This is a genomic window from Campylobacter sp. LMG 7929 (assembly GCF_024723595.1).
Lineage (GTDB): Bacteria > Campylobacterota > Campylobacteria > Campylobacterales > Campylobacteraceae > Campylobacter_D.
The window spans coordinates 47679-66963 of the sequence record NZ_JANQCY010000008.1 but is presented as its reverse complement, the minus strand read 5'-3'; the positions used below and the strand labels follow the sequence as shown (position 1 = coordinate 66963).

The following is a 19285-nucleotide window of genomic DNA, read 5'->3' as shown; positions in this document are numbered from 1 at the left end:
ATATGAAGATAATAGAAGGAAATTTAAGTTTAAAAGGTGATGAGAAAATTGTAATTATTAATGCAAGATTTAATCATATTATCACAGATCGTTTAGTTGAAGGTGCTAAAGATGCTTTTTTAAGACATGGGGGTAAGGAAGAGAACTTAAGTCTTATTTTAGTTCCAGGCGCTTTTGAAATTCCTTTTGCGTTAAAACAAGCTTGTGAGAGTAAAAAATTTGATGGAATTTGTTGTGTTGGAGCAGTAATTCGTGGAAGTACGCCACATTTTGATTATGTAGCAGCTGAAACTACTAAAGGTATAGCGAGTGTGGGGCTTGGAGCTAATGTGCCTGTAAGCTTTGGAGTTTTAACAACTGATACTTTAGAGCAAGCCATAGAAAGAGCAGGTAGTAAAGCAGGTAATAAAGGTTTTGAAGCTATGCTTACTGTGGTTGAAATGCTTAATTTAATCCAAAAAATTAAGGCTTAAAATGGCTACTAGACACCAAGTAAGACAAAGTATTGTTTCTTTGCTTTATGCAGCACAGCTAAATCAAGAAAATAAAGATTTTATTAATGAATTTTTAGATGAGAAAAAAATTCGCAATGACCAAAGAAAATTCACTCTAGATTTGTATAATGGCATTAATGAGCAACTTGCTTTGCTTGATGAGAAAATTAATGAGTGTTTAAAAGAGCATAAGTTAGATGGAGTAGCTAGTATAGAAAAGGCCATTTTGCGTTTAGGTGCTTATGAGATTTTATTTACTTCTACACAAAAAGCGATTATCATTAACGAGGCTATAGAGCTTGCAAAAGAAATGGCAGGGGACAATGCTCCTAAATTTATCAATGGAGTATTAGATAAAATCAACAAGGAAGCACAATGAAACTTTGCGTGGCTTTTGACGTGGCAAGCTATGATGAGTGTATAAATTTAGCCAAGGAATTAAAAGGTTTAGATCTTTGGGTTAAAATAGGGCTTAGATCGTATTTAAGAGATGGAGTAAAACTTTTAGAAGCGATTAAAAAAGTGGATAATTTTAAAATCTTTTTAGATTTAAAGCTTTATGATATACCAAATACTATGGCAGATGCTTGTGAAGAACTTGCTAAGCTTGATGTAGATATGTTTAATATCCATGCAAGTGCAGGTAAAAGTGCTATGTGTATGATTATGGAGCGCTTAAATGCTTTAAGCAAAAGACCTTTAGTGCTTGCCGTATCTGCTTTAACTAGCTTTGATGAGCAAGAATTTTTTAGTGTGTATAAACAAGATATTAAACAAGCTGTTAAAGATTTTTCTAAAATTAGTTATGAAAGTGGTCTTGATGGTATGGTTTGCTCGGTATATGAAAGTTTGCTGATAAAAGAAAATACAAGTACAAAATTTATTACATTAACGCCTGGAATTCGTCCGTTTAAAGAAAATTCAGATGATCAAAAAAGAGTAGCTGATATAGAGTGTGCTAAGGATAATTTGTCAGATTTTATTGTGGTTGGAAGACCTATTTATAAAGCAAAAGAACCTAGAAAGATTTGCGAGGATATATTAGAGTATTTAAAATAAGCCTTAAGGCTTATTTTAAATAAACTTTCATTTTTTTATTTTCTAAAATAATTCCTTCATCATCGTTAATGATTTTAAACTCTCCATTAAAGTATCTTAGGAAATTGTCTTCAAATTTCATAGATTCTTGATCACAAAGCATTTTTGTTGAAGCAAGATTGTCTTCTATTTTTATACTATTTCCTTGATCTTTATAATTTCCAAAAAATCTATTACATCCTGCTGTTCCAAAAAGCCTTTTGTCTTTATTGTCAAAACTAATACTTGTTTTTGTATTTTGAGGAAGTTCGTAGCTTTTTCCATTTGCTTCATAAGAACTTATGGTAAATTCTTTATTTTGCAAATCATCTGTGCTTAAATTTGCCACAGAACACCCACTAAAGACAGCTAAACTTGCTATGCTTAATGTGATTATTTTTTTCATTTTTATTCTCCTTATACATGAAAATGTTTTAATTCATCTTCTAAATTTTGACAAACTACATTTAACTCATGAGCAACATCAAGCAAAATTTTTGAAATTTCTTCATTTTTATCGCTTAATTTTACCGTTTCTTGCATTTTATCAAGTAAAGATTGTAAAGTTTCTTGTGTGCTTGAGATTTTTTGCATACAAGCATTTGCTAAGTCTCTTGCGTTTTCATTGCAAACTTTTACTTCATTGGTCCCTTCTACAAGATCTTTTGCATCTTGGTTTAAAGAATTAATTTCTTTAGCATTGTGTTTTAATTCTTTAGAAACTTCATTAATACTATCTACTAATTGCTTGGTGACAATAGCAATATTTTTTAAAAATTCTTCTGAACTTTGAGCAAGATTTCTTACATCTTCAGCAATAACTGAAAAACCACGACCAAATTCTCCAGCACGCGCAGCTTCAATACCTGCGTTTAATGATAAAAGATTGGTTTTATCAGCAATTTCTCCCATCATATCAGAAGCCTTTTTGATCTCTTCCGCTTGTTTTTCCATAACTTCAACTTTTTGAGATAAAACATCTTCATTTTCTGCAACAACTCTTACTTTATCCACTACCTGATTTAATGAATCAAGCATGGTGTTTAAAACTTCAAAAGATTTTGTATTGGCTTTATTTGCATTGTTTGAAAGCTCAGCAAGATCTTGCAACTCTGTATGAATTTGCTCACTTAAATGATAAGATTCATCAGTTTTTGTGTGACCTTCTTTTGTTCTATTTGCTAGATCAAGCGCATTGGTATTTAAAAGCTTAGATTGTTTATCTACCATTTGAGAATTTTCATTAGTAGAAATCACTGCATTTTGAATTTTTTCAATAAATTGGTTGATGTAGGTGCAAGCTTTGCCTATCTCGTCAGTGCTTTTTATGTTGATTCTTGCGCGTAAATCCCCATCGCCGCTAGCTAATTCTTTAGCGTGTTTTAAAAGATCTAAAACAGGATTACCCACAACTATTTTTAAAATATAAAGCACAGCAAAAACAGTAAAAAGTAAAGCTATGCTAAAGATTATAATATAAGTTCTAGCTGAGCTTGCCAAATCATCATCTACATGTTTTAAATCATTATACATATCCATAACACCCAAAACATCACCTTCTTTAGCATTAGCATGACAAGCTAAGCAACTTTCATTAGCGATTAATGGGCGTATAAGTCTTAGATAATGTCCTTGATTGTTATTGATTTCAACAGCTTGTATTTGCGGCTTGTTAAATTGTTCGTTGATGATACTTTCATCACTTTTTGTATATTTTTGCATTTCAAAAAGTTCAATTGTGCCCTTTGAAGGATAAATTTTAATATCTTTTATGCCTTCAATTTCTCCAGCATCTTTTATAGCTTGTTCTATAATAGCAGGGTCACCTAAATTCATTGCCATTCTTAATGTTTGAAAAACAGAAGTACTTAAGGTATCCAAATGTGCACGGCTGATTCTATCGGTCGTTTGCTGAGAATCTTTTTGTAAGATAATTTGCATGATAATAAAACTAATTAGCAATGTAGAAATCATTGCTAAAGATATCTTCGCACCTATGCTTTTAAACATTTGAAGCTCCTTGTATTAATGTAAAAAGTGTCTTACACCGCTAAAATATAATGCAATACCATATTCATTGGCAGCTTGGATGATATCCTCATCTCTTATGCTTCCACCTGGTTCGATAATGGCCTTTACACCTATTTTACTAGCCTCATCTATGCTATCTCTAAATGGAAAGAAAGCCTCGCTTGCTAAAACACAACCATTTAAATCAAGCCCCATTTCCTTAGCTTTATTAATAGCTGCTTTAGCTGCATCGATACGACTTGTCATGCCCATACCAATGGCTACCATAGCTCCATTTTTTACATAAACTACGTTATTTGATTTGGTAAATGCAGCAATTTTCATAGCTATTTCAAGATCTTTTAATTCTTGTTCATTAGCTTTTCTTTCGCTTTTTAATACTGCATTTTTTAATTCATCTTCTCTAACTTCATCGCTATCTTGATATACAAAACCACCATCTATATGTTTAAAATCATATTTATCATAAGCTCTAGTTAAAAATGGCGCTTTTTGTGTAAAGATTTTAATACGTTTTTTATCTTTAAAAACTTCCAAAGCATTATCATCTACATTTGCTGCAATGATTACTTCTATATAAATTTCATTGATTTTTTGCGCTAATTCTTTGTCTAAGGTTCCATTGATAGCTACAACTCCTCCATAAGCACTCAAGGTATCGCATTTAAGCGCATGGATATAGCTTTGGAGTAAGTTTTCTTTTATAGCAAAACCACAAGCATTTGCATGTTTTACAATGGCTACTGCTGGAGCTTTATCAAAAGCACTTGCTAAATTTAAAGCTGCGTTAATATCGGTTAGATTGTTAAAACTTGCCTCGCCTTTTAAGGTTGTAAAATTGTGTGTGAAAAAATCATCAAATTCATATAAAGCACCTTTTTGGTGAGGATTTTCTCCATATCTTGTGTCAAACACTTTTTGACCTACAATAAATTTACTTGCTCCAAAACCACCATTAAAACGCTCGTTCATATAATTTGCTATATAAGCATCATAATTTGCTGTATGCTCATAAGCTTTGATCATCAAAGCTCTTCTAAAATCAAGATCTAAAGTATTATCTTTTAAAGCTTGTATGATTTTATCATAATCTAAAATATCACAAACTACAATGACATTTTTAAAGTTTTTTGCGCCACTGCGTATCATAGCAGGACCACCAATGTCGATATTTTCTACAATCTCATCAAAATCTTGGGTTAAAATTGTAGTTTTTTTGAAAGGATATAAATTCACACAAAGTAAGTCTATGCTTTCTATATTATGCTCTTTAGCTTGCTTTTGGTGGCTTTCATCTTCTCTTTTGTATAAAATTCCGCCATGAATTTTTGGGTGTAAGGTTTTTACACGCCCTTCAAACATTTCAGGACTTTGAGTAAAATCACTAACTTCTTGTACTTGCAGGTTGTTTTCTTTTAAAAGCTTATAAGTGCCTCCAGTAGATAAAAGCTCAAAACCTAATTTTGCAAGCTCACTAGCAAATTCTACTACTCCTTCTTTATCACTGACACTAATTAGTGCTTTCATTGATTTTTCCTTTCTATATATTGTTTTAAAAATTCATAAGATTCATTAACTTCTTGAAATTTTTTTACACCTTCTTTTATTTTTGCTTCATCGCTGTTGTTTGCGTTTAAAATATCAGGATGATATTTTTTAGCAAGTTCTCTATAGCGTTTTTTAAGCTCTTGTAAATTTACATTTTCGCTTACACCTAAGACCTCGCATGCTTTTTGCAAATTCATACCTACCTTTTGAGTTTGCATAGAATTTAGAAGTCTCTCAAGTATATTTACATCAAGATTAAATGCTTTGACAATGGCTTTTAATACATCTTTTTTAGTGCTGTTAAGTTCTCCATCAATCAAGGCCATTGCGACCAAAACATTTAATATATTAATTCTTTCTTGTTGAGGTAAAGGTACTTCCTTGATGAGTTCTTTGGCTACTTCATGGGTGTCATTTAAGGTGTTTTTGTGTTCATTAAAACTTTGTTTTAAAAATTCTCTTTCTCTTGAATCTTTAGCATTGTAATCAAGAATTTGTGAGATCATATTAGCTTCATTTTCACTAACTCTGCCATCACTTTTTGCTATTTTTGCTAAAAGTGCTATAACATAGTAGTTTAATCTTCTTTTAAATCCATCAATTCTTTCTTCGTGATAGCCTTGTTTAAAACCTTGAGAGAAACTTTTAGCTCCTTTTTTAAAAGAGTCTAAAAGATCATCTTTACCCCATGTTTTATAATACCAATAAAATGCCAAAATTGCCAATACGAGTAAAACAAAAAGCATTTTTATCCTAAATACTCATTAAATTTATCAAAATAAATTGTTTGTAGTTTTGCTAAAGATATCTTAATATCATCTAAAATGAAATCTTTTTCAGTTAAATTTCCAAGTTTTGTAAATTTAATTCCCATTTCATTTGCAAATTTGATAAATTTTTCTTCATTTTTAACACCAACTATAACTCTTGTTGGACTTTCTTCGAAAATAAAACTCTTATCTTTAAAATTAGTTTTTACTTCAATACCTAAATTTGCCTTTGCACTCATTTTAGCTAAGGTAATAGCAAGACCACCTATACCTATGCTATTAGCACAATCAAGTAATTTTGCTTCGTTTGCTTTTAATAGGAAATCCCATAGTTTTAATTCCGCGTTAAAATCTATATCTTCAAGCTCTCCTGCTACTTTTTGATCCAGCACTTTAGCAATTAAAGATCCACCAAAACTACCTTTGCTTTCTCCAAGTAGATAAATAGCACTAGTGTCTTTACTAAAATATGATTTTAAAACATTTTCTGCTTTTTCATTTACTCCAACACAAGCTATGGTTGGACTTGGAAAAATACTTACTCCATCGGTTTCATTATATAAAGAAACATTTCCGCTTACTACAGGTGTATTGAGTTCTTTACAAGCGAGTTTAATACCTTCACAACCTTGGGCAAATTGCCACATTACTTCAGGGTTTTGTGGGTTACCATAATTTAAACAATCGCTAATTGCTAAAGGTCTAGCTCCTGAGCATGCTATTTTTCTTCCTGCACTTGCAACAGCTGCTGCTGCGCCGATTTTTGGATTTACATAGTTTAATCTTGAGTTACACTCAATGGCCATAGAAAGTAAGCAGTTGTTTTCTTTGATTCTAATGCTATTGGCTCCTAGAGCTCCATTGCTTTTTAAAGTATTAGTTTGTACGCTTGAGTCAAATTGCTCATAAATATAAGCTTTATTGCTAACATTTTCATCTGCAAGGAGTTTTTCAAATGCTTCTTGGGTAGGAATGTTGAGCTTAAATTGATAGTTTTTTATCTCATCTAAGTATTTTGGTTTAGCCACAGGTCTATCAAGTATAGGTGCTTTTTCACTTAGCGGTTCAATAGGGATTAAGCCAACTAATTCATCATGCCAAAATAGTTCCATTTTGCCAGTATCGGTAACTTCACCTATAATAGCTGCATCAAGCCCCCATTTGTTAAAAATTTCAATAACTTTTTCTTCATAGCCTTTTTTGGCACAAATTAGCATTCTTTCTTGAGATTCACTTAGCATTAACTCATAAGGAGTCATACCTTCTTCTCTCATAGGGGTTTTGTCAAGATAAAGTTTCATACCGCTACCACTGCGTCCTGCCATTTCAAAAGAGCTTGAAGTAAGTCCTGCTGCACCCATATCTTGAATTCCAACTATATAATCAGTTTTGAAAAGTTCTAAACAAGCTTCCATTAACAATTTTTCAGCAAATGGATCGCCAATTTGCACGGTTGGTCTTAAGCTTTTACTAGATTCATTAAAGCTATCACTTGCCATTACAGCTCCGCCAAGCCCGTCACGACCAGTTTTTGAACCCACATAAATTACAGGATTGCCTATACCTTCAGCTTTTGCATAAAAAATATCTTCGATTTTGCAAGTTCCAAGTGCAAAAGCATTAACTAAGATATTTCCGTTAAAGCACTCATCAAAAGCACATTCTCCACCTATGGTAGGTACACCCATGCAATTACCATAGTGTGAAATTCCACTTACTACACCTTTAACTAAATATTTTTGATGTTTGCCTATTTTTTCATCATGGATATTACCAAATTTTAAAGAATTCATACCTGCAACAACTCTTGCGCCCATGGTAAAAACATCGCGTAAAATTCCACCCACACCTGTTGCTGCACCTGCAAATGGCTCTATAAAGCTTGGGTGATTATGACTTTCTACTTTAAATACAGCTGCCATTCCTTTGCCTATATCTATTACTCCAGCGTTTTCGCCAGGACCTTGGATCACCCAAGGAGCTTTGGTCGGAAAGCCATTAAGGTATTTTTTGCTTGATTTATATGAGCAATGCTCACTCCACATAGCAGAAATAACTCCAAGCTCTAGCAAATTAGGTTCTCTACCTAATATATTTAAAATTTCTTGATATTCCTCGTCGCTAATTTTGTGTTGTTTTATAATTTCTTTATCCATTTTCTCTCCTTTTTATTTTCCTAAACAAAAATTACTAAACATAGCATCTAAAATTTCATCTCTTTCAAAATCTTTTGTAAATTGAGCTATCTCTCCTATGGCTAAATTTAATTCAAAAGCAAAAAGCTCTAAAGAACTTTCTTTTAATAAATCTCTTGCACGCAAAATAGCTTCGCTAGCATTTTTACAAGCATTGAGTATTAAGGTATTGCTAATTAGCATTCCATCACCATCTAAAGTATTTAAGTATTCATTTAAACTTTCCTTAATGGCTAGGGTGTTTTCTTGGACGCAAATGCGTATACAAGAAGTGCTAATTTCATGTTTAAATTTGGTGGCTAGATCACTTTTGTTTAAAACATAAATGATTTTTTTATCACAATCTTTTAAAGCTTGTAAAATACGCTCATCTTCTTCTTCAAATTCTTTAGATCCATCAAAAACAGCTATGATAATATCTGCTTCTTTAATACTTTCATAGCTTAAGTTAACTCCGATTTTTTCTATCTCATCATCTGCATTTCTTATACCTGCTGTGTCGATGATTTTGATTAAATGTGAACCTATTTTTAAACTTTCTTCGATACGATCTCTTGTGGTGCCTGCAATATTCGAAACAATAGCTCTATCAAAAGCTAAAAGTGAATTTAATAAGGAGCTTTTTCCTGCATTTGGCTTACCGATAATAGCAACTTTAAAGCCTTCTATAAGTCCTTTTTTACTTAAAGAAATATCTACTATATCGCGTAAAAGTTTTGAATTTTTTTCACACATGGTAATGATTTGATCAAGTAAATCTTGTGGTAAGTCATCATCTGCATAATCAATACTAGTTTCTACAAAAGCAAGGGTTTGAACAAGATCCATTCTAATGGTATTTAAAAATTTACTTAAATCACCTTTAATGTTTTTTGCTATGATATTTGCAGCACTTGTTGATTTTGACATGATGACATCTTGTATACTTAAAGCTTTTAAAAGATCCATTTTGCCATTTAAACAAGCTCTTTTGCTAAATTCTCCAGGGCTAGCAAGACGCGCTCCTGCTAAAATAAGCTCATCAAGTAAAATTTCACTCAAAGAAAAACCCCCATGAAGTTGAAATTCTACTATATCTTCTCCTGTAAAAGAGTAGGGTGCTTTAAAATAAATCACTAAAGCTTCATCTAAAAAGTCATTGTTGTTTTTATAAAGTTTGCACAAGTGTGCATAGCGGGGCGTTAATTCTTTTTTGTGGGTAATTTTCAATGCAAGCTCTAAAGCTTTCTTCCCACTTACTCTAATGATACTTATAGAGCCCACTCCATGGGCTGTGGCTATAGCAGCTATAGTGTCATTCATTCATTTTTCTTCAAAAAATCATTTACAACGATGTATCTTTGATCGTCATTTTGTTTAATAGCTACATATTTATCAGGAAAACGTTCTCTTAATTTTTCTAATGCAAGTTTTAGCCAAATTCCATCTAAAGGCTTTGTTTGGACTCTTCCTGTACTCTCTACTTTTTCTATAAGAATTTTTAAATAATTTTCTATAGCTTGGGTTTGATTTTCTAAAAATTGAGCGATTTCTAGTCTTGGCTGAATTTTATATTTAGCGCTAAGCCAGTTATAAAGTAAATATGAAAAAGCCTTATATCTATGGGCTTCTTTGCCTATAAGTAAAGCTGCATCTTCTCCATCAAGTTTTATCAATACACAATTTTCGTCCCAAACACTAACTTGTACAACCTTGATATCAAAATCAAAAGTTGCCAGTAAATTTTCTAGTGAAATTTTTATCTCATCAATATAAGAAGCGATATTTTTTTCTTCTGGTGATTCTTTATGAAATGAATCAAAAATAGCATCATTTTTTACTTTATAATGTTCTTTCGTTGGAGCATTGGCTTCAAGTGGTTTTTGAAAACTTTCTCTGTGTTCTTTGTAGTGTTCATTTTTTTCAAGATTTTTTTGTGAATGTTTGCTAAAATTCTCGTTTTGATTTTTTTTAGCTTTTTCTTGATGAGGTTTTTTGGTTTTTTTGTGTCCTTTAATACAAATAATAGCATTTTTTCTAAACAAACCAAAAAATCCTGCTTTAGCATGTTGAATAACTTCATATTCTAGATCAATCACAGAGCACTCAAGTTGTTTTGAGGCTTCTATGAGTGCAGTTTGTAAGTCTTTAGCTTCTATGTTCATGTTTAGCTATTTCCTCTTTTTTGTGGTTTTTGAAAAGTTTATTTACAATCACTTGTTGAATAAGTGAGCATATATTATTTACACACCAATATAAAGTTAAACCTGCTGGGAAGGTTAAGAAGAAGAAAGTGAAAATTAATGGTAAAAATTTCATAATCTTTTCTTGCATAGGATCTTGTATAGCCATTGGTGTGATAAGTTGCTGGATAAACATAGTTAGACCCATAAATATAGGTAAGATAAACCATGGATCCATCACAGATAAATCTGTAATCCAAAAAGCCCATGGTGCAGCTTTTAGCTCTATAGCATTTAGTAAAACTCTATAAATTGCAAAGAAAATTGGAATTTGAATGAGTATTGGTAAACATCCGCTCATAGGATTTGCACCATGTTTTTTATAAAGTTCCATCATGTGCAAATTCATCTTTTGCGGATCGCCTTTATAACGTTCTCTGATTTCTTTCATTTTAGGCGCTAAATCTTTGAGTTTATTCATAGAAATCATTGATTTGTAAGTAAGTGGGAAAAGAATAATACGCACGATTAAAGTCATCACTACAATAGCCCAACCCCAGTTGCCCATGTAGCCATGTAAGAAATTTAAAAATTCAAACATAGGCTTAGCTATAAAAGTAAACCAACCATATTCCACAACATCATCTAAATCCGCATGAATGCTTCTTAAAATTTCATGCTCTTTTGAGCCAACATAACCGCTTGCCTTAAAAGTATTTGTCGCACTTGCAAAAACGATAGAATTTTCGTGATTATCTTTAGTAACTACTGCATTTAAAGGTTTTTCAAAATTATAAAAGAAAACACTATAATAGCGATCTGAAGCCGCCATAAGGGTTACATTAGAAAAACTTTCATCATTTTCTACATCGCCATCTTCTAACATTGTGATTTTATCATCTTTATCTAAGATCAAAACCCCATGTACTGTATAGCTATCAACTGCTATATTTGGACGATAACCTGGTGTGATAAAATAAGCTGCGTCTTTGCTTAGATTAACCTCTAAATCATAGTTTCCATATTTATGGAAAGTGATTTTTTTGGTTACTACTAAATCATTTAAATTTTGAGTAAGGATCAAGGTTGTGTTTTCATCGCTGACATTGATAGTTTTTTGACTTGTGGTATATGGTGTATTAAATGCCTCTTGATTGATTTTTGCATCACTAAATCTTATTTCTAATGGTAAAGGTGATAAAGAAGTATCTACTAGATTAATACTTTTGCCATTTTCATCTTTGTATTTTTCATCACTTAGATAAAATTTAGCTATCCTACCTAAAGAGTCAATATGTGCTTCAAAATGTTCACTTTTAACAACTGCTATTTCTTCTTTTTGATTAACGCTAAGTTCTGTTTTTGGAGCTTGAGAGTTAGTACTTGTAGTGCTTTGTGGAGCTGAGTTGTTTTGTTCTATTTGAGTGATATTTTGCTCAGTTTGTGGAGCTTTGGGTATAAAAAAATAATCATAAACTACAAAAAATAAAAATGATAATACAACAGCAATTAATATGCGTTTTTGTTGAGATAAATTTTCTGACACGGATTGTCCTTTGGAAATATAATCTTAATTAAAAAAAATTGATTATCGTTGCAAGGGATATAAAGATAATTGAGTTGTTTTAAAGCATTAAAACTAGGTTTAAAACATATACCTGAGTTTAGATTATTCTTGCGTATTTTAGGATAATCAATACCACCTTTAAAAAACGGATTGCATTTTAAAATTCTTAAAAAAACTGCACCAAATGCTTTAAAAATATTATTTTTTTTAAATTGCCATAAGGCATACTCAGAGCAACTTGGGTAATACCTACAGCATTGTGGTTTAAAAGGACTGATAAAGAGTTGATAAAATCTGATAAATTTTAGACAAACTATTTTATGCATCCTATTTTTTTCAAACCCCATTTCAAGTTTTTTTCTAATTTTAAAAAAGGAATTTCAGTAATACTTGTCTTAGCTACAAGTATGTATTTTCCGTTTTCAACTTGATTTTTAACCTGAAAAAAAGCTGATCTTAAGAGCCTTTTGGCTCTATTTCTTATAACAGCTTTTCCAACTTTTTTACTAGCAACAACGGCGAATTTTTTTTCTTCGCTTAAAGAGTAAAAGATGATCATGCCTTCGCAATGCCATTTTTTACCTTCTTTATAAATTGCTGCAAACTCTCCTAAGTCGTTAATACTTAGAAAATCTTTTATACCGCTAATCTTTTTCTACCTTTAGCACGTCTAGCATTGATCACTTTGCGACCATTTTTACTCTTCATGCGTACACGAAAGCCGTGAGTTCTTTTTTTAGGAGTTTTATGTGGTTGATATGTTCTTTTCATATTTTTTCCTTAACTTAAAATAAAAAACAAAATAATAAGCGAGTATGTTAGCAAAATCTTACTTAAATCTGCTTTTAATTAAGAGTTATTTTAAAACTTTTTGCTAAATTTTGATTTTATTTTGTAAACTAAGGAAAAATAATGGCTTTTGAAATTTGTGAGAGTAAAAAAGAAGATTTGGAAAAAATTTTAGAATTACTCAAAGAACTTGCTATTCATGAAAATATGCTTGAAGATGTAAAATGCACAAGCAAAGAACTTGAAGAATCATTTTTTAAACATGAATATGCTAAGGCTTTGAGCCTAAAGGTTGATGGTGAGATAATAGGCTATGTGATGTATTATTTTACTTTTTCATCTTTTTGGGGTTTGGGTGGGTTGTACTTAGAAGATATTTACATACAACCAAAGCATAGAAAAAAAGGTTATGCTAGAGCTGTTTTTAAATATCTAGCGCAAATTTGCAAAGAAAAAAATCTTAAACGCTTAGAGTGGGTTTGTTTAAATGATAATGATTTGGGGATTGAATTTTATACCAAGTTAAATGCAAGACATATGAGTGAGTGGAGAACTTATCGTTTAGAGGGTGAAAATTTAGAAGCATTGATGTGATGAATAAACGCAGTTTGTATTATCTAAAAGCTTTTGGTTATGAATACTTTGATGAACAAAAGCAAATTAGACATTTTAACTTAAGTTTTAAAGAATTAAACGAAAGAGTAAAAACTTGCAATCTTTGTCATTTTTCTAAATTAAGAAAGTATAGTTTAATAGAAAAAGAAGCCAAAAATGCTAAAATTCTGATTTATCAAGCTTTTATTGATAAAGAAGAAAACGAAAGTGGAAAGTTTTTTGCTTCTAAAAACAAACAAGAGTTTTTAAGATTATGCAAAGAGCTTTTAAATTTAAAAGAAGATGAGATATATTTTTCTTATATGTTTAAATGTTTTAGTAATTTTAAAATAGATGATCAAGCACTAAAATTATGCTTGCCGTATTTTTATAACGAGCTTGATTTTGTAAAAGCAAAGATTATTTTATGTCTTGGTCAAGAAGCTTTTGTAAGTTTGGGTTTTGAGAACTTTCAAAAACACAAAGGGCAATGTATGCGTTTTAATAATGCTTTGCTTTTGCCAAGTTATGATTTGAATTTTTTGAGTAAAAATCCTAGCTTTTATGCTGAATTTATAGAAGATATTAAAAAAATAAAAGGTTATTTATGAGAAAAAGTTTAGTTTGTTTGATGATGAGTTTTGTTTTAACTTTAAGTGCTTTTGCGAAAGAGCAAAAACCATCGCCCATAGAACCTAGTGAGTCTTTTTATCCTAATTTAGAATTTCAAAATTGTGATAATGATTGTTTATTTACTTTGTTAGAAACAGGACTTTATTTCAATTTCTTATCAAGATTTAACAATGATAATGCAAATGAACTTTTGGTTAATATCTATACTAAACTTTTAAATTCCATCATAGATTTTGAAAAAAGAATTCAAAAAAATGCTAGTGTAAAATTAGCTATTATTATACCTGAGCAAACGATTAAAAGCTATTCTAACACTATTATAAATTCAAGCATAGCGTATTTATTAAGACAAAGAGCGCAAATAAAAGTAAAGGTGTTTTTAATAGGCACAGAAGATGAGAACAAGATAACTAAAGCTTTTAAGCAAGCTCAAGAAGAAAAATTTAATTACATCATCGCAGGTTTTACAGATAAAGGTGTGAAAAATTTATTAAAAGAAAGCCTTGATTCTAATGTAAAAGTTTTTATTCCTACTGCACATAAAAGAAATTTTGATACGCAAAATGAAAATGTGTATTTTGGAAGTATAGACTATCAAAAACAAATTCAAAAACTTTTAGAATATTCAAATGGTAAAAATATTATTTTTTCAGATGGAACACCTTTGGCAAATCGCTTAGATGAGAATGTTTTAAACGCAGGTAATGGTAGTGAGAAAATTTATACTATTAATAGTTCTAAATTTGATTTTAGAAGTATTTTAAATCAAAATAGAAGTTTTCAAGATTCTAGTATTATTTTAAATACTTCTTTGATTAAAACAGCGCTTATAAGCTCACAAATAAGAACTTATGATATAGAGCCTTTTGTGTTATTATCAACTCAGATTAATTATAATCCTATTTTGCTAAGTTTAACGCAAATTAACGATAGAAAAAAACTTTTGCTAGCAAATTCCATTTCTAATGAGGATCAAACTCTAAGCTATCTTAATGAGCTTTTTTCGCAAAATATTAATTACAACTGGATAGCGTATGCAACTAGCGTGGGCCTTGATTATTTTTATACGCAGTTTTTAGATAAAGACTCTCAGAGAATTTTCGATGAGAGTTTAAATGATAATCAATTTGACTATAAGGTTAAGATTATTCGTTCGCAAGGCTTAGGTTTTACTCCTTTGCAAAATCAGTAAAAACCCTAGCTATAGCCTCATCTATAGGGGCTACTTTTTCATTTTTTAAAAAAGCTAGGGTAAATTCAGCCTCAAAAAGTTTGGTGTTTTCTTTGTAAATCTCTTGTTTTATATAAACTGAAGCTTTTTTAAGCTTTGTGATAAATGTTTTTACTTCTATAAGATCTCCAAGTTTAGCGGGTTTTAAAAAGTTACAATTTGCTTTTGTAAGTAGAAAATGTCCTGTGCTTTTGTCAAAAATTTTTGCATTTTTTTGAAAAAATATCTCACTTCTTGCTCTTTCGCAAAATTTTAAGTAGTTGCTATGATATACCACTCCACCTGCATCGGTATCTTCATAATAAATTCGTATTTGCATTTAAAATCCTTTTTTTGTTTTTTATAATACATTATATTTAAAGTAAATTGAATATCAAATATGAATTTTAATCATTAATATTCTGTCTTAAATACATTAATAATTAGATATTATTCTATAATTTTTATTTTATATTTGGAAATTACATGAAAAAAGTGAAAAATAAAACTTTAGCCGAACAAGTATATGATGAATTAGAAAGAAGAATAGTTTTTTGTGAAATAGAGCCTGGTAGTATTTTGACAGAACAGGGCATAGCAAATATGCTTGATGTTGGACGTACGCCTGTAAGAGAAGCGTTATTGTTGCTTTCAAAACGTTATTTGGTGAATATATCAAAAGCAGGAATAATGGTTCCACAAATGAATGCTTCTTTACAAATGCAACTTTTGGAAGTAAGAAGAGTTATTTTGAAACTTTGTATAGAATGTGCTATAAAAAGACTTACTGAGGATGATAAAAAAGCTATAAATGAACTTTTAAATGAAATTGAAAATTATGATGAAATAAATTTTTTATCATGGCTTGATAAAAGACAAGATGTATTAGCTAAAGCTTCTAAAAATTATTTTATTTACGAAGAATTGAGAAATGTGCAAGGGATTTCAAGGAGATTTTGGTATCGCTATGCTCAAAATAGTCAACATGATATTGTAAAAGAAAAACACAAGAATATATTAAAAGCTGTGTATCAAAAAAACACAGAAAAAGCTTTGGAATATGTTGATGACATTATTGATTATTTTGAGAATTTTGTTAAACAATATTTGATTTGATATAATCATATAATAAGTATATATTCAATTTTACAACTAAAACTACCTTACTAACTTATTTGATGTTTTAATCATAGGGATATCTTTTAAATATATTTACCAATATTCACATATTTACATGTTTTTTTCAAGGTAAGAAAATATATAATATATTTATTGTCGGCATTAAGTATTTATTAAGTTTTTTTCCTATAGACTTGAAAATATAACAATACAAAAAGGAGTTGTATGTCAAGTAAAATAGCGGTTAAAACAAAATTATTCCCCTCAAAATCTCCATTAGAATGGGCGGTTGTATCAAATAATATTTTATATACAGCACAAATTCCTATTGATAAAAATGGAGAGGTTGTTACTGGTGGTATAGAAGCGCAAACCAAGCAAGTTTTTTCAAATCTTATTCATACTTTAGAATGTGCTGGTTCTAAATTAGATGATGTGTTACAGATTTTAATTTATGTTACAAAAAGAGAAGATTTAAAATTTGTAAATTCGATATATTCAACCTATTTCAATACAGTTTATCCAAATAGAGCTGCATTTATTGTTTCTGGTTTGGCTAGAGAAGAAATGCTGGTTGAATTTGTAGTTTATGCGCAAACTCATAATTAAAATTATAAAGGATATAAAATGTTAGATTGTACTAAGGGTTTATATATTAATGGTCAATGGGTAGAGGGTGTTAATACTATAAAAAATATTAATCCATCTGATATTGATAATGATCTAGGGGATGTAGCACAGGCTGATAAAAAACAAGTAGAGCTAGCTATTGATGCTGCTAAAGAGGCTCAAGTTTCTTGGGAAAAAACTCCTTTAGAAGAAAAGGCAAATTTGCTTTATAAAATCGGTGAATCTTTAATGAATAGAAGCGATGAGATTGGAAAAATCATATCTTTAGAAGAAGGAAAAACAAAAATAGAAGGAAAAGGAGAAGCGTTTAGATCAGGTCAATTTTTTCAATATTATGCAGCTGAAGTATTAAGACAAATTGGGGAAAATGCAGCGTCTGTAAGAAGTGGTGTTGATGTTGAGATTACAAGAGAGGCTGTTGGTGTTGTTGGTATTATTTCTCCTTGGAATTTCCCTATTGCAACAGCTTCTTGGAAAATAGCTCCTGCTCTTTGTTTTGGTAATAGTATAGTATGGAAACCAGCTAATACCACTCCAGCTTCTGCTGTAGCTTTGGCTGAGATTATTCATGAGCATGGATTGCCAAGCGGTGTATTTAATTTAGTTTTAGGTAGTGGTGGAGAAGTTGGTGAGACTATTATTAATTCTAGAAATATCAACGCACTTTCTTTTACTGGATCTGTTGATGTTGGTAGAAAAATAGCACGTGCTACGGCTGCAAATTTTGTTAAATGTCAATTAGAAATGGGTAGTAAAAATGCCTTAGTTATTATGGATGATGCAGATCTTGATCTTGCTGTTGAGTGTGCTATTGCAGGAGCTTTTTCAGGTACTGGACAAAAATGCACAGCAAGTTCTCGTTTGATTGTTATGGAAAGTATTCATGATGCTTTTGTTGAGAAAATGGTTTCTAGAATGAAAACATTAAAGGTTGGCCATTGCTTAGATGATGGAATTTTTATGGGACCAGTAGCCGATAATAAACAATTTGAATCTAATTTCAAATGGGTTCAAAGAGCTAAAGATCTTGGAGCGGAATTGGTATTTGGTGGTAAAAAATTATCACTTGATAAAAATGGTTACTATATGTCTCCTACTTTATTTATTAATACTAAAAATGATTGGGATGTTAATCAGGAAGAAATTTTTGCTCCATTAGCATGTGTGATTAAAGCAAAAGATTTACAAGAAGCTGTTGCGCTTAATAATGGTACTCGTTTTGGATTGACTTCAGGGATTGTAACATCGAGTTTAAAAAATGCAAACATATTTAAAAAAGAAGCAAAAAGTGGTTGTGTTATGATTAATCTTCCTACAGCTGGAACAGATTATCATGTACCTTTTGGAGGCAGAAAAGAATCTAGCTTTGGTCCAAGAGAGCAAGGTTCTTATGCGAAGGAATTTTACACAGTTGTAAAAACAACTTATGTAAAAGCTTATTAAATGTTGTTTACAAAAAGGAGGTGGTTATGTTTGGGAAAGATATCATTATAGATGGTTTGCAATATTGCAAATGGGATAAAGAATATTTTAAATTTTTAAAATCAAGTGGTGTTAGTGCTGTGCATGTTACTTTAGTATATCATGAAAATGCTAGAGAAACACTCACTAGATTTGCCCAGTGGCATAGATTTTTTGAAGAATTTAATGAATATATATTGCCTGTTTTTTCAAGCGAAGATATTTTAAAAGCAAAAGCTCAAAATAAGGTAGGGATTTTTTTTGGAGCGCAAAATTGTTCTTTGATTGATGATGAAATAGGGTTAATATCTGTTATGAGACAGCTTGGTTTGTTGATTATGCAGCTAACTTATAATAATCAAAGCTTATTGGCTACTGGTTGTTATGAAAAAAACGACAGTGGTATCACTCGCTTTGGCAAACAAGCGATTGAAGAAATGAATAGGGTTGGTATGATTGTTGATATGTCTCATAGTAGTGATAGATCAACATTGGAAGCTATTGACATATCGTCTCGCCCTATATGTATATCTCATGCTAATCCTAAATTTGCGCACAATGGATTGCGAAATAAAAGCGATGAGGTGATAAAAGCTTTAGCTAAGAGAAAAGGTTTGATAGGTTTGTCTTTATATCCTTTTCATTTGCCAAATGGAAGCGATTGTACATTGGATGATTTTTGTAAAATGAGTGCTGATTTGGCAGATATGATAGGGGTTGATCATATAGGTATAGGAAGTGATTTATGTTTAAATCAACCATTAGATGTATTAGAATGGATGCGCAATGGTAGATGGTCTAAGATAAAAGATTATGGCGAAGGTAGTGCTACTAATTCCACATGGCCTAAAAATGTGTCTTGGTTTAATGATACTAGTGGCTTATATAATATCTATAAAGGATTGACTAATTATGGGTTTTCTGAGAATGATGTAAAAAAAATCATGGGTCTTAATTGGCTTCATTTTTTACAAGATGGCTTAAAAGCTCAAACTTGCTAAGGAG

At 30.8% G+C, this 19285-nt stretch carries 22 protein-coding genes; 10 read left to right on the top strand and 12 right to left on the bottom strand.

From position 1 onward, the window contains the following. The first annotated feature begins 2 nt into the window (after positions 1 to 2). The 3 genes from ribH to pyrF are packed head-to-tail and all read left to right on the top strand — an operon-like array spanning position 3 to position 1553. On the top strand, positions 3 to 473 hold the full coding sequence (gene ribH, locus CAMP5118_RS05315; protein WP_337216782.1) for a 6,7-dimethyl-8-ribityllumazine synthase: 471 nt from the start codon (positions 3 to 5) through the stop codon (positions 471 to 473). A 1-nt stretch (position 474) separates the two neighbouring features. Continuing rightward, on the top strand, positions 475 to 873 hold the full coding sequence (nusB, locus tag CAMP5118_RS05310) for a transcription antitermination factor NusB (protein WP_263678852.1): 399 nt from the start codon (positions 475 to 477) through the stop codon (positions 871 to 873). Then, the gene (pyrF, locus tag CAMP5118_RS05305) at positions 870 to 1553 is read left to right on the top strand and encodes an orotidine-5'-phosphate decarboxylase (RefSeq protein WP_337216781.1); all 684 of its coding nucleotides are present in this window, start codon (positions 870 to 872) and stop codon (positions 1551 to 1553) included. Before nusB ends, pyrF begins: the two co-directional genes overlap by 4 nt. A 10-nt stretch (positions 1554 to 1563) precedes the next feature. On the opposite strand, the gene CAMP5118_RS05300 is transcribed toward pyrF, so the two are convergent. Genes CAMP5118_RS05300 through rpmH form a run of 11 tightly spaced genes read right to left on the bottom strand, consistent with a single transcriptional unit; the run spans position 1564 to position 12615 of the window. After that, positions 1564 to 1977: an META domain-containing protein gene (locus CAMP5118_RS05300; RefSeq protein ID WP_337216780.1), complete on the bottom strand. Its 414-nt coding sequence runs from the start codon at positions 1975 to 1977 to the stop codon at positions 1564 to 1566. Positions 1978 to 1988: 11 nt separating this feature from the next. Continuing rightward, positions 1989 to 3581 carry a methyl-accepting chemotaxis protein gene (locus CAMP5118_RS05295; protein ID WP_263678856.1) on the bottom strand — a complete coding sequence of 531 codons (1593 nt, stop codon included), beginning with the start codon at positions 3579 to 3581 and terminating at the stop codon, positions 1989 to 1991. A gap of 15 nt (positions 3582 to 3596) precedes the next feature. Beyond that, a complete protein-coding gene (gene purH, locus CAMP5118_RS05290; protein ID WP_263725211.1) occupies positions 3597 to 5129 on the bottom strand; it encodes a bifunctional phosphoribosylaminoimidazolecarboxamide formyltransferase/IMP cyclohydrolase in 1533 nt (510 codons plus the stop codon). Next, complete coding sequence (locus CAMP5118_RS05285; protein WP_263725212.1) at positions 5126 to 5896, bottom strand: tellurite resistance TerB family protein; 771 nt, start codon at positions 5894 to 5896, stop codon at positions 5126 to 5128. Before CAMP5118_RS05285 ends, purH begins: the two co-directional genes overlap by 4 nt. A gap of 2 nt (positions 5897 to 5898) precedes the next feature. Beyond that, the gene (purL, locus tag CAMP5118_RS05280; protein ID WP_337216779.1) at positions 5899 to 8076 is read right to left on the bottom strand and encodes a phosphoribosylformylglycinamidine synthase subunit PurL; all 2178 of its coding nucleotides are present in this window, start codon (positions 8074 to 8076) and stop codon (positions 5899 to 5901) included. A 12-nt stretch (positions 8077 to 8088) separates the two neighbouring features. Beyond that, the gene (gene mnmE, locus CAMP5118_RS05275) at positions 8089 to 9417 is read right to left on the bottom strand and encodes a tRNA uridine-5-carboxymethylaminomethyl(34) synthesis GTPase MnmE (protein ID WP_337216778.1); all 1329 of its coding nucleotides are present in this window, start codon (positions 9415 to 9417) and stop codon (positions 8089 to 8091) included. After that, positions 9414 to 10259, bottom strand: a complete 846-nt coding sequence (locus tag CAMP5118_RS05270; protein ID WP_263683038.1) for a Jag N-terminal domain-containing protein — start codon at positions 10257 to 10259, stop codon at positions 9414 to 9416. The genes mnmE and CAMP5118_RS05270 overlap by 4 nt, the downstream gene beginning before the upstream one ends. Then, positions 10243 to 11823 (bottom strand): membrane protein insertase YidC, encoded by a 1581-nt coding sequence (gene yidC, locus CAMP5118_RS05265; RefSeq protein ID WP_337206083.1) that lies wholly within the window; start codon positions 11821 to 11823, stop codon positions 10243 to 10245. Before yidC ends, CAMP5118_RS05270 begins: the two co-directional genes overlap by 17 nt. Next, positions 11787 to 12170: a membrane protein insertion efficiency factor YidD gene (gene yidD / locus CAMP5118_RS05260; RefSeq protein ID WP_263664027.1), complete on the bottom strand. Its 384-nt coding sequence runs from the start codon at positions 12168 to 12170 to the stop codon at positions 11787 to 11789. The genes yidC and yidD overlap by 37 nt, the downstream gene beginning before the upstream one ends. Then, on the bottom strand, positions 12158 to 12484 hold the full coding sequence (rnpA, locus tag CAMP5118_RS05255) for a ribonuclease P protein component (RefSeq protein ID WP_263664026.1): 327 nt from the start codon (positions 12482 to 12484) through the stop codon (positions 12158 to 12160). Before rnpA ends, yidD begins: the two co-directional genes overlap by 13 nt. Then, the gene (gene rpmH, locus CAMP5118_RS05250; RefSeq protein ID WP_012661270.1) at positions 12481 to 12615 is read right to left on the bottom strand and encodes a 50S ribosomal protein L34; all 135 of its coding nucleotides are present in this window, start codon (positions 12613 to 12615) and stop codon (positions 12481 to 12483) included. Before rpmH ends, rnpA begins: the two co-directional genes overlap by 4 nt. 138 nt (positions 12616 to 12753) lie before the next feature. On the opposite strand from rpmH, the gene CAMP5118_RS05245 reads away from it, so the two are divergent. Genes CAMP5118_RS05245 through CAMP5118_RS05235 form a run of 3 tightly spaced genes read left to right on the top strand, consistent with a single transcriptional unit; the run spans position 12754 to position 15052 of the window. Beyond that, entirely contained in the window at positions 12754 to 13227 is a 474-nt protein-coding gene (locus CAMP5118_RS05245) for a GNAT family N-acetyltransferase (RefSeq protein WP_153801293.1), read from the top strand. Next, a complete protein-coding gene (locus tag CAMP5118_RS05240; protein ID WP_337216777.1) occupies positions 13227 to 13838 on the top strand; it encodes a uracil-DNA glycosylase family protein in 612 nt (203 codons plus the stop codon). Before CAMP5118_RS05245 ends, CAMP5118_RS05240 begins: the two co-directional genes overlap by 1 nt. Further along, positions 13835 to 15052: a hypothetical protein gene (locus CAMP5118_RS05235; RefSeq protein ID WP_337216776.1), complete on the top strand. Its 1218-nt coding sequence runs from the start codon at positions 13835 to 13837 to the stop codon at positions 15050 to 15052. The genes CAMP5118_RS05240 and CAMP5118_RS05235 overlap by 4 nt, the downstream gene beginning before the upstream one ends. On the opposite strand, the gene CAMP5118_RS05230 is transcribed toward CAMP5118_RS05235, so the two are convergent. Further along, positions 15030 to 15410: a YbgC/FadM family acyl-CoA thioesterase gene (locus tag CAMP5118_RS05230; RefSeq protein ID WP_263678870.1), complete on the bottom strand. Its 381-nt coding sequence runs from the start codon at positions 15408 to 15410 to the stop codon at positions 15030 to 15032. The two genes, CAMP5118_RS05235 and CAMP5118_RS05230, sit on opposite strands and share 23 nt — an antisense overlap. A gap of 146 nt (positions 15411 to 15556) precedes the next feature. On the opposite strand from CAMP5118_RS05230, the gene CAMP5118_RS05225 reads away from it, so the two are divergent. The 4 genes from CAMP5118_RS05225 to CAMP5118_RS05210 all read left to right on the top strand — a co-directional run bounded on the left by CAMP5118_RS05225 (position 15557) and on the right by CAMP5118_RS05210 (position 19281). Next, the gene (locus tag CAMP5118_RS05225) at positions 15557 to 16186 is read left to right on the top strand and encodes a GntR family transcriptional regulator (RefSeq protein ID WP_263663994.1); all 630 of its coding nucleotides are present in this window, start codon (positions 15557 to 15559) and stop codon (positions 16184 to 16186) included. Between the two features lie 228 nt (positions 16187 to 16414). Continuing rightward, positions 16415 to 16798, top strand: coding sequence for a RidA family protein (locus tag CAMP5118_RS05220; protein WP_263663992.1), 384 nt, complete (start codon positions 16415 to 16417; stop codon positions 16796 to 16798). A gap of 18 nt (positions 16799 to 16816) precedes the next feature. Beyond that, entirely contained in the window at positions 16817 to 18262 is a 1446-nt protein-coding gene (locus tag CAMP5118_RS05215; protein ID WP_337216775.1) for an aldehyde dehydrogenase family protein, read from the top strand. Positions 18263 to 18288: 26 nt separating this feature from the next. Continuing rightward, positions 18289 to 19281, top strand: coding sequence for a dipeptidase (locus CAMP5118_RS05210; RefSeq protein WP_263663989.1), 993 nt, complete (start codon positions 18289 to 18291; stop codon positions 19279 to 19281). The last annotated feature ends 4 nt before the right edge of the window (positions 19282 to 19285 follow it).

Bases quoted from the DNA above. Each gene is read 5' to 3' on its own strand.
- ribH (WP_337216782.1), top strand. From the start codon at position 3: ATGAAGATAATAGAAGGAAATTTAAGTTTAAAAGGTGATGAGAAAATT.
- nusB (WP_263678852.1), top strand. From the start codon at position 475: ATGGCTACTAGACACCAAGTAAGACAAAGTATTGTTTCTTTGCTTTAT.
- pyrF (WP_337216781.1), top strand. From the start codon at position 870: ATGAAACTTTGCGTGGCTTTTGACGTGGCAAGCTATGATGAGTGTATA.
- CAMP5118_RS05300 (WP_337216780.1), bottom strand. From the start codon at position 1,977: ATGAAAAAAATAATCACATTAAGCATAGCAAGTTTAGCTGTCTTTAGT.
- CAMP5118_RS05295 (WP_263678856.1), bottom strand. From the start codon at position 3,581: ATGTTTAAAAGCATAGGTGCGAAGATATCTTTAGCAATGATTTCTACA.
- purH (WP_263725211.1), bottom strand. From the start codon at position 5,129: ATGAAAGCACTAATTAGTGTCAGTGATAAAGAAGGAGTAGTAGAATTT.
- CAMP5118_RS05285 (WP_263725212.1), bottom strand. From the start codon at position 5,896: ATGCTTTTTGTTTTACTCGTATTGGCAATTTTGGCATTTTATTGGTAT.
- purL (WP_337216779.1), bottom strand. From the start codon at position 8,076: ATGGATAAAGAAATTATAAAACAACACAAAATTAGCGACGAGGAATAT.
- mnmE (WP_337216778.1), bottom strand. From the start codon at position 9,417: ATGAATGACACTATAGCTGCTATAGCCACAGCCCATGGAGTGGGCTCT.
- CAMP5118_RS05270 (WP_263683038.1), bottom strand. From the start codon at position 10,259: ATGAACATAGAAGCTAAAGACTTACAAACTGCACTCATAGAAGCCTCA.
- yidD (WP_263664027.1), bottom strand. From the start codon at position 12,170: ATGCATAAAATAGTTTGTCTAAAATTTATCAGATTTTATCAACTCTTT.
- rpmH (WP_012661270.1), bottom strand. From the start codon at position 12,615: ATGAAAAGAACATATCAACCACATAAAACTCCTAAAAAAAGAACTCAC.
- CAMP5118_RS05240 (WP_337216777.1), top strand. From the start codon at position 13,227: ATGAATAAACGCAGTTTGTATTATCTAAAAGCTTTTGGTTATGAATAC.
- CAMP5118_RS05235 (WP_337216776.1), top strand. From the start codon at position 13,835: ATGAGAAAAAGTTTAGTTTGTTTGATGATGAGTTTTGTTTTAACTTTA.
- CAMP5118_RS05230 (WP_263678870.1), bottom strand. From the start codon at position 15,410: ATGCAAATACGAATTTATTATGAAGATACCGATGCAGGTGGAGTGGTA.
- CAMP5118_RS05225 (WP_263663994.1), top strand. From the start codon at position 15,557: ATGAAAAAAGTGAAAAATAAAACTTTAGCCGAACAAGTATATGATGAA.
- CAMP5118_RS05220 (WP_263663992.1), top strand. From the start codon at position 16,415: ATGTCAAGTAAAATAGCGGTTAAAACAAAATTATTCCCCTCAAAATCT.
- CAMP5118_RS05215 (WP_337216775.1), top strand. From the start codon at position 16,817: ATGTTAGATTGTACTAAGGGTTTATATATTAATGGTCAATGGGTAGAG.
- CAMP5118_RS05210 (WP_263663989.1), top strand. From the start codon at position 18,289: ATGTTTGGGAAAGATATCATTATAGATGGTTTGCAATATTGCAAATGG.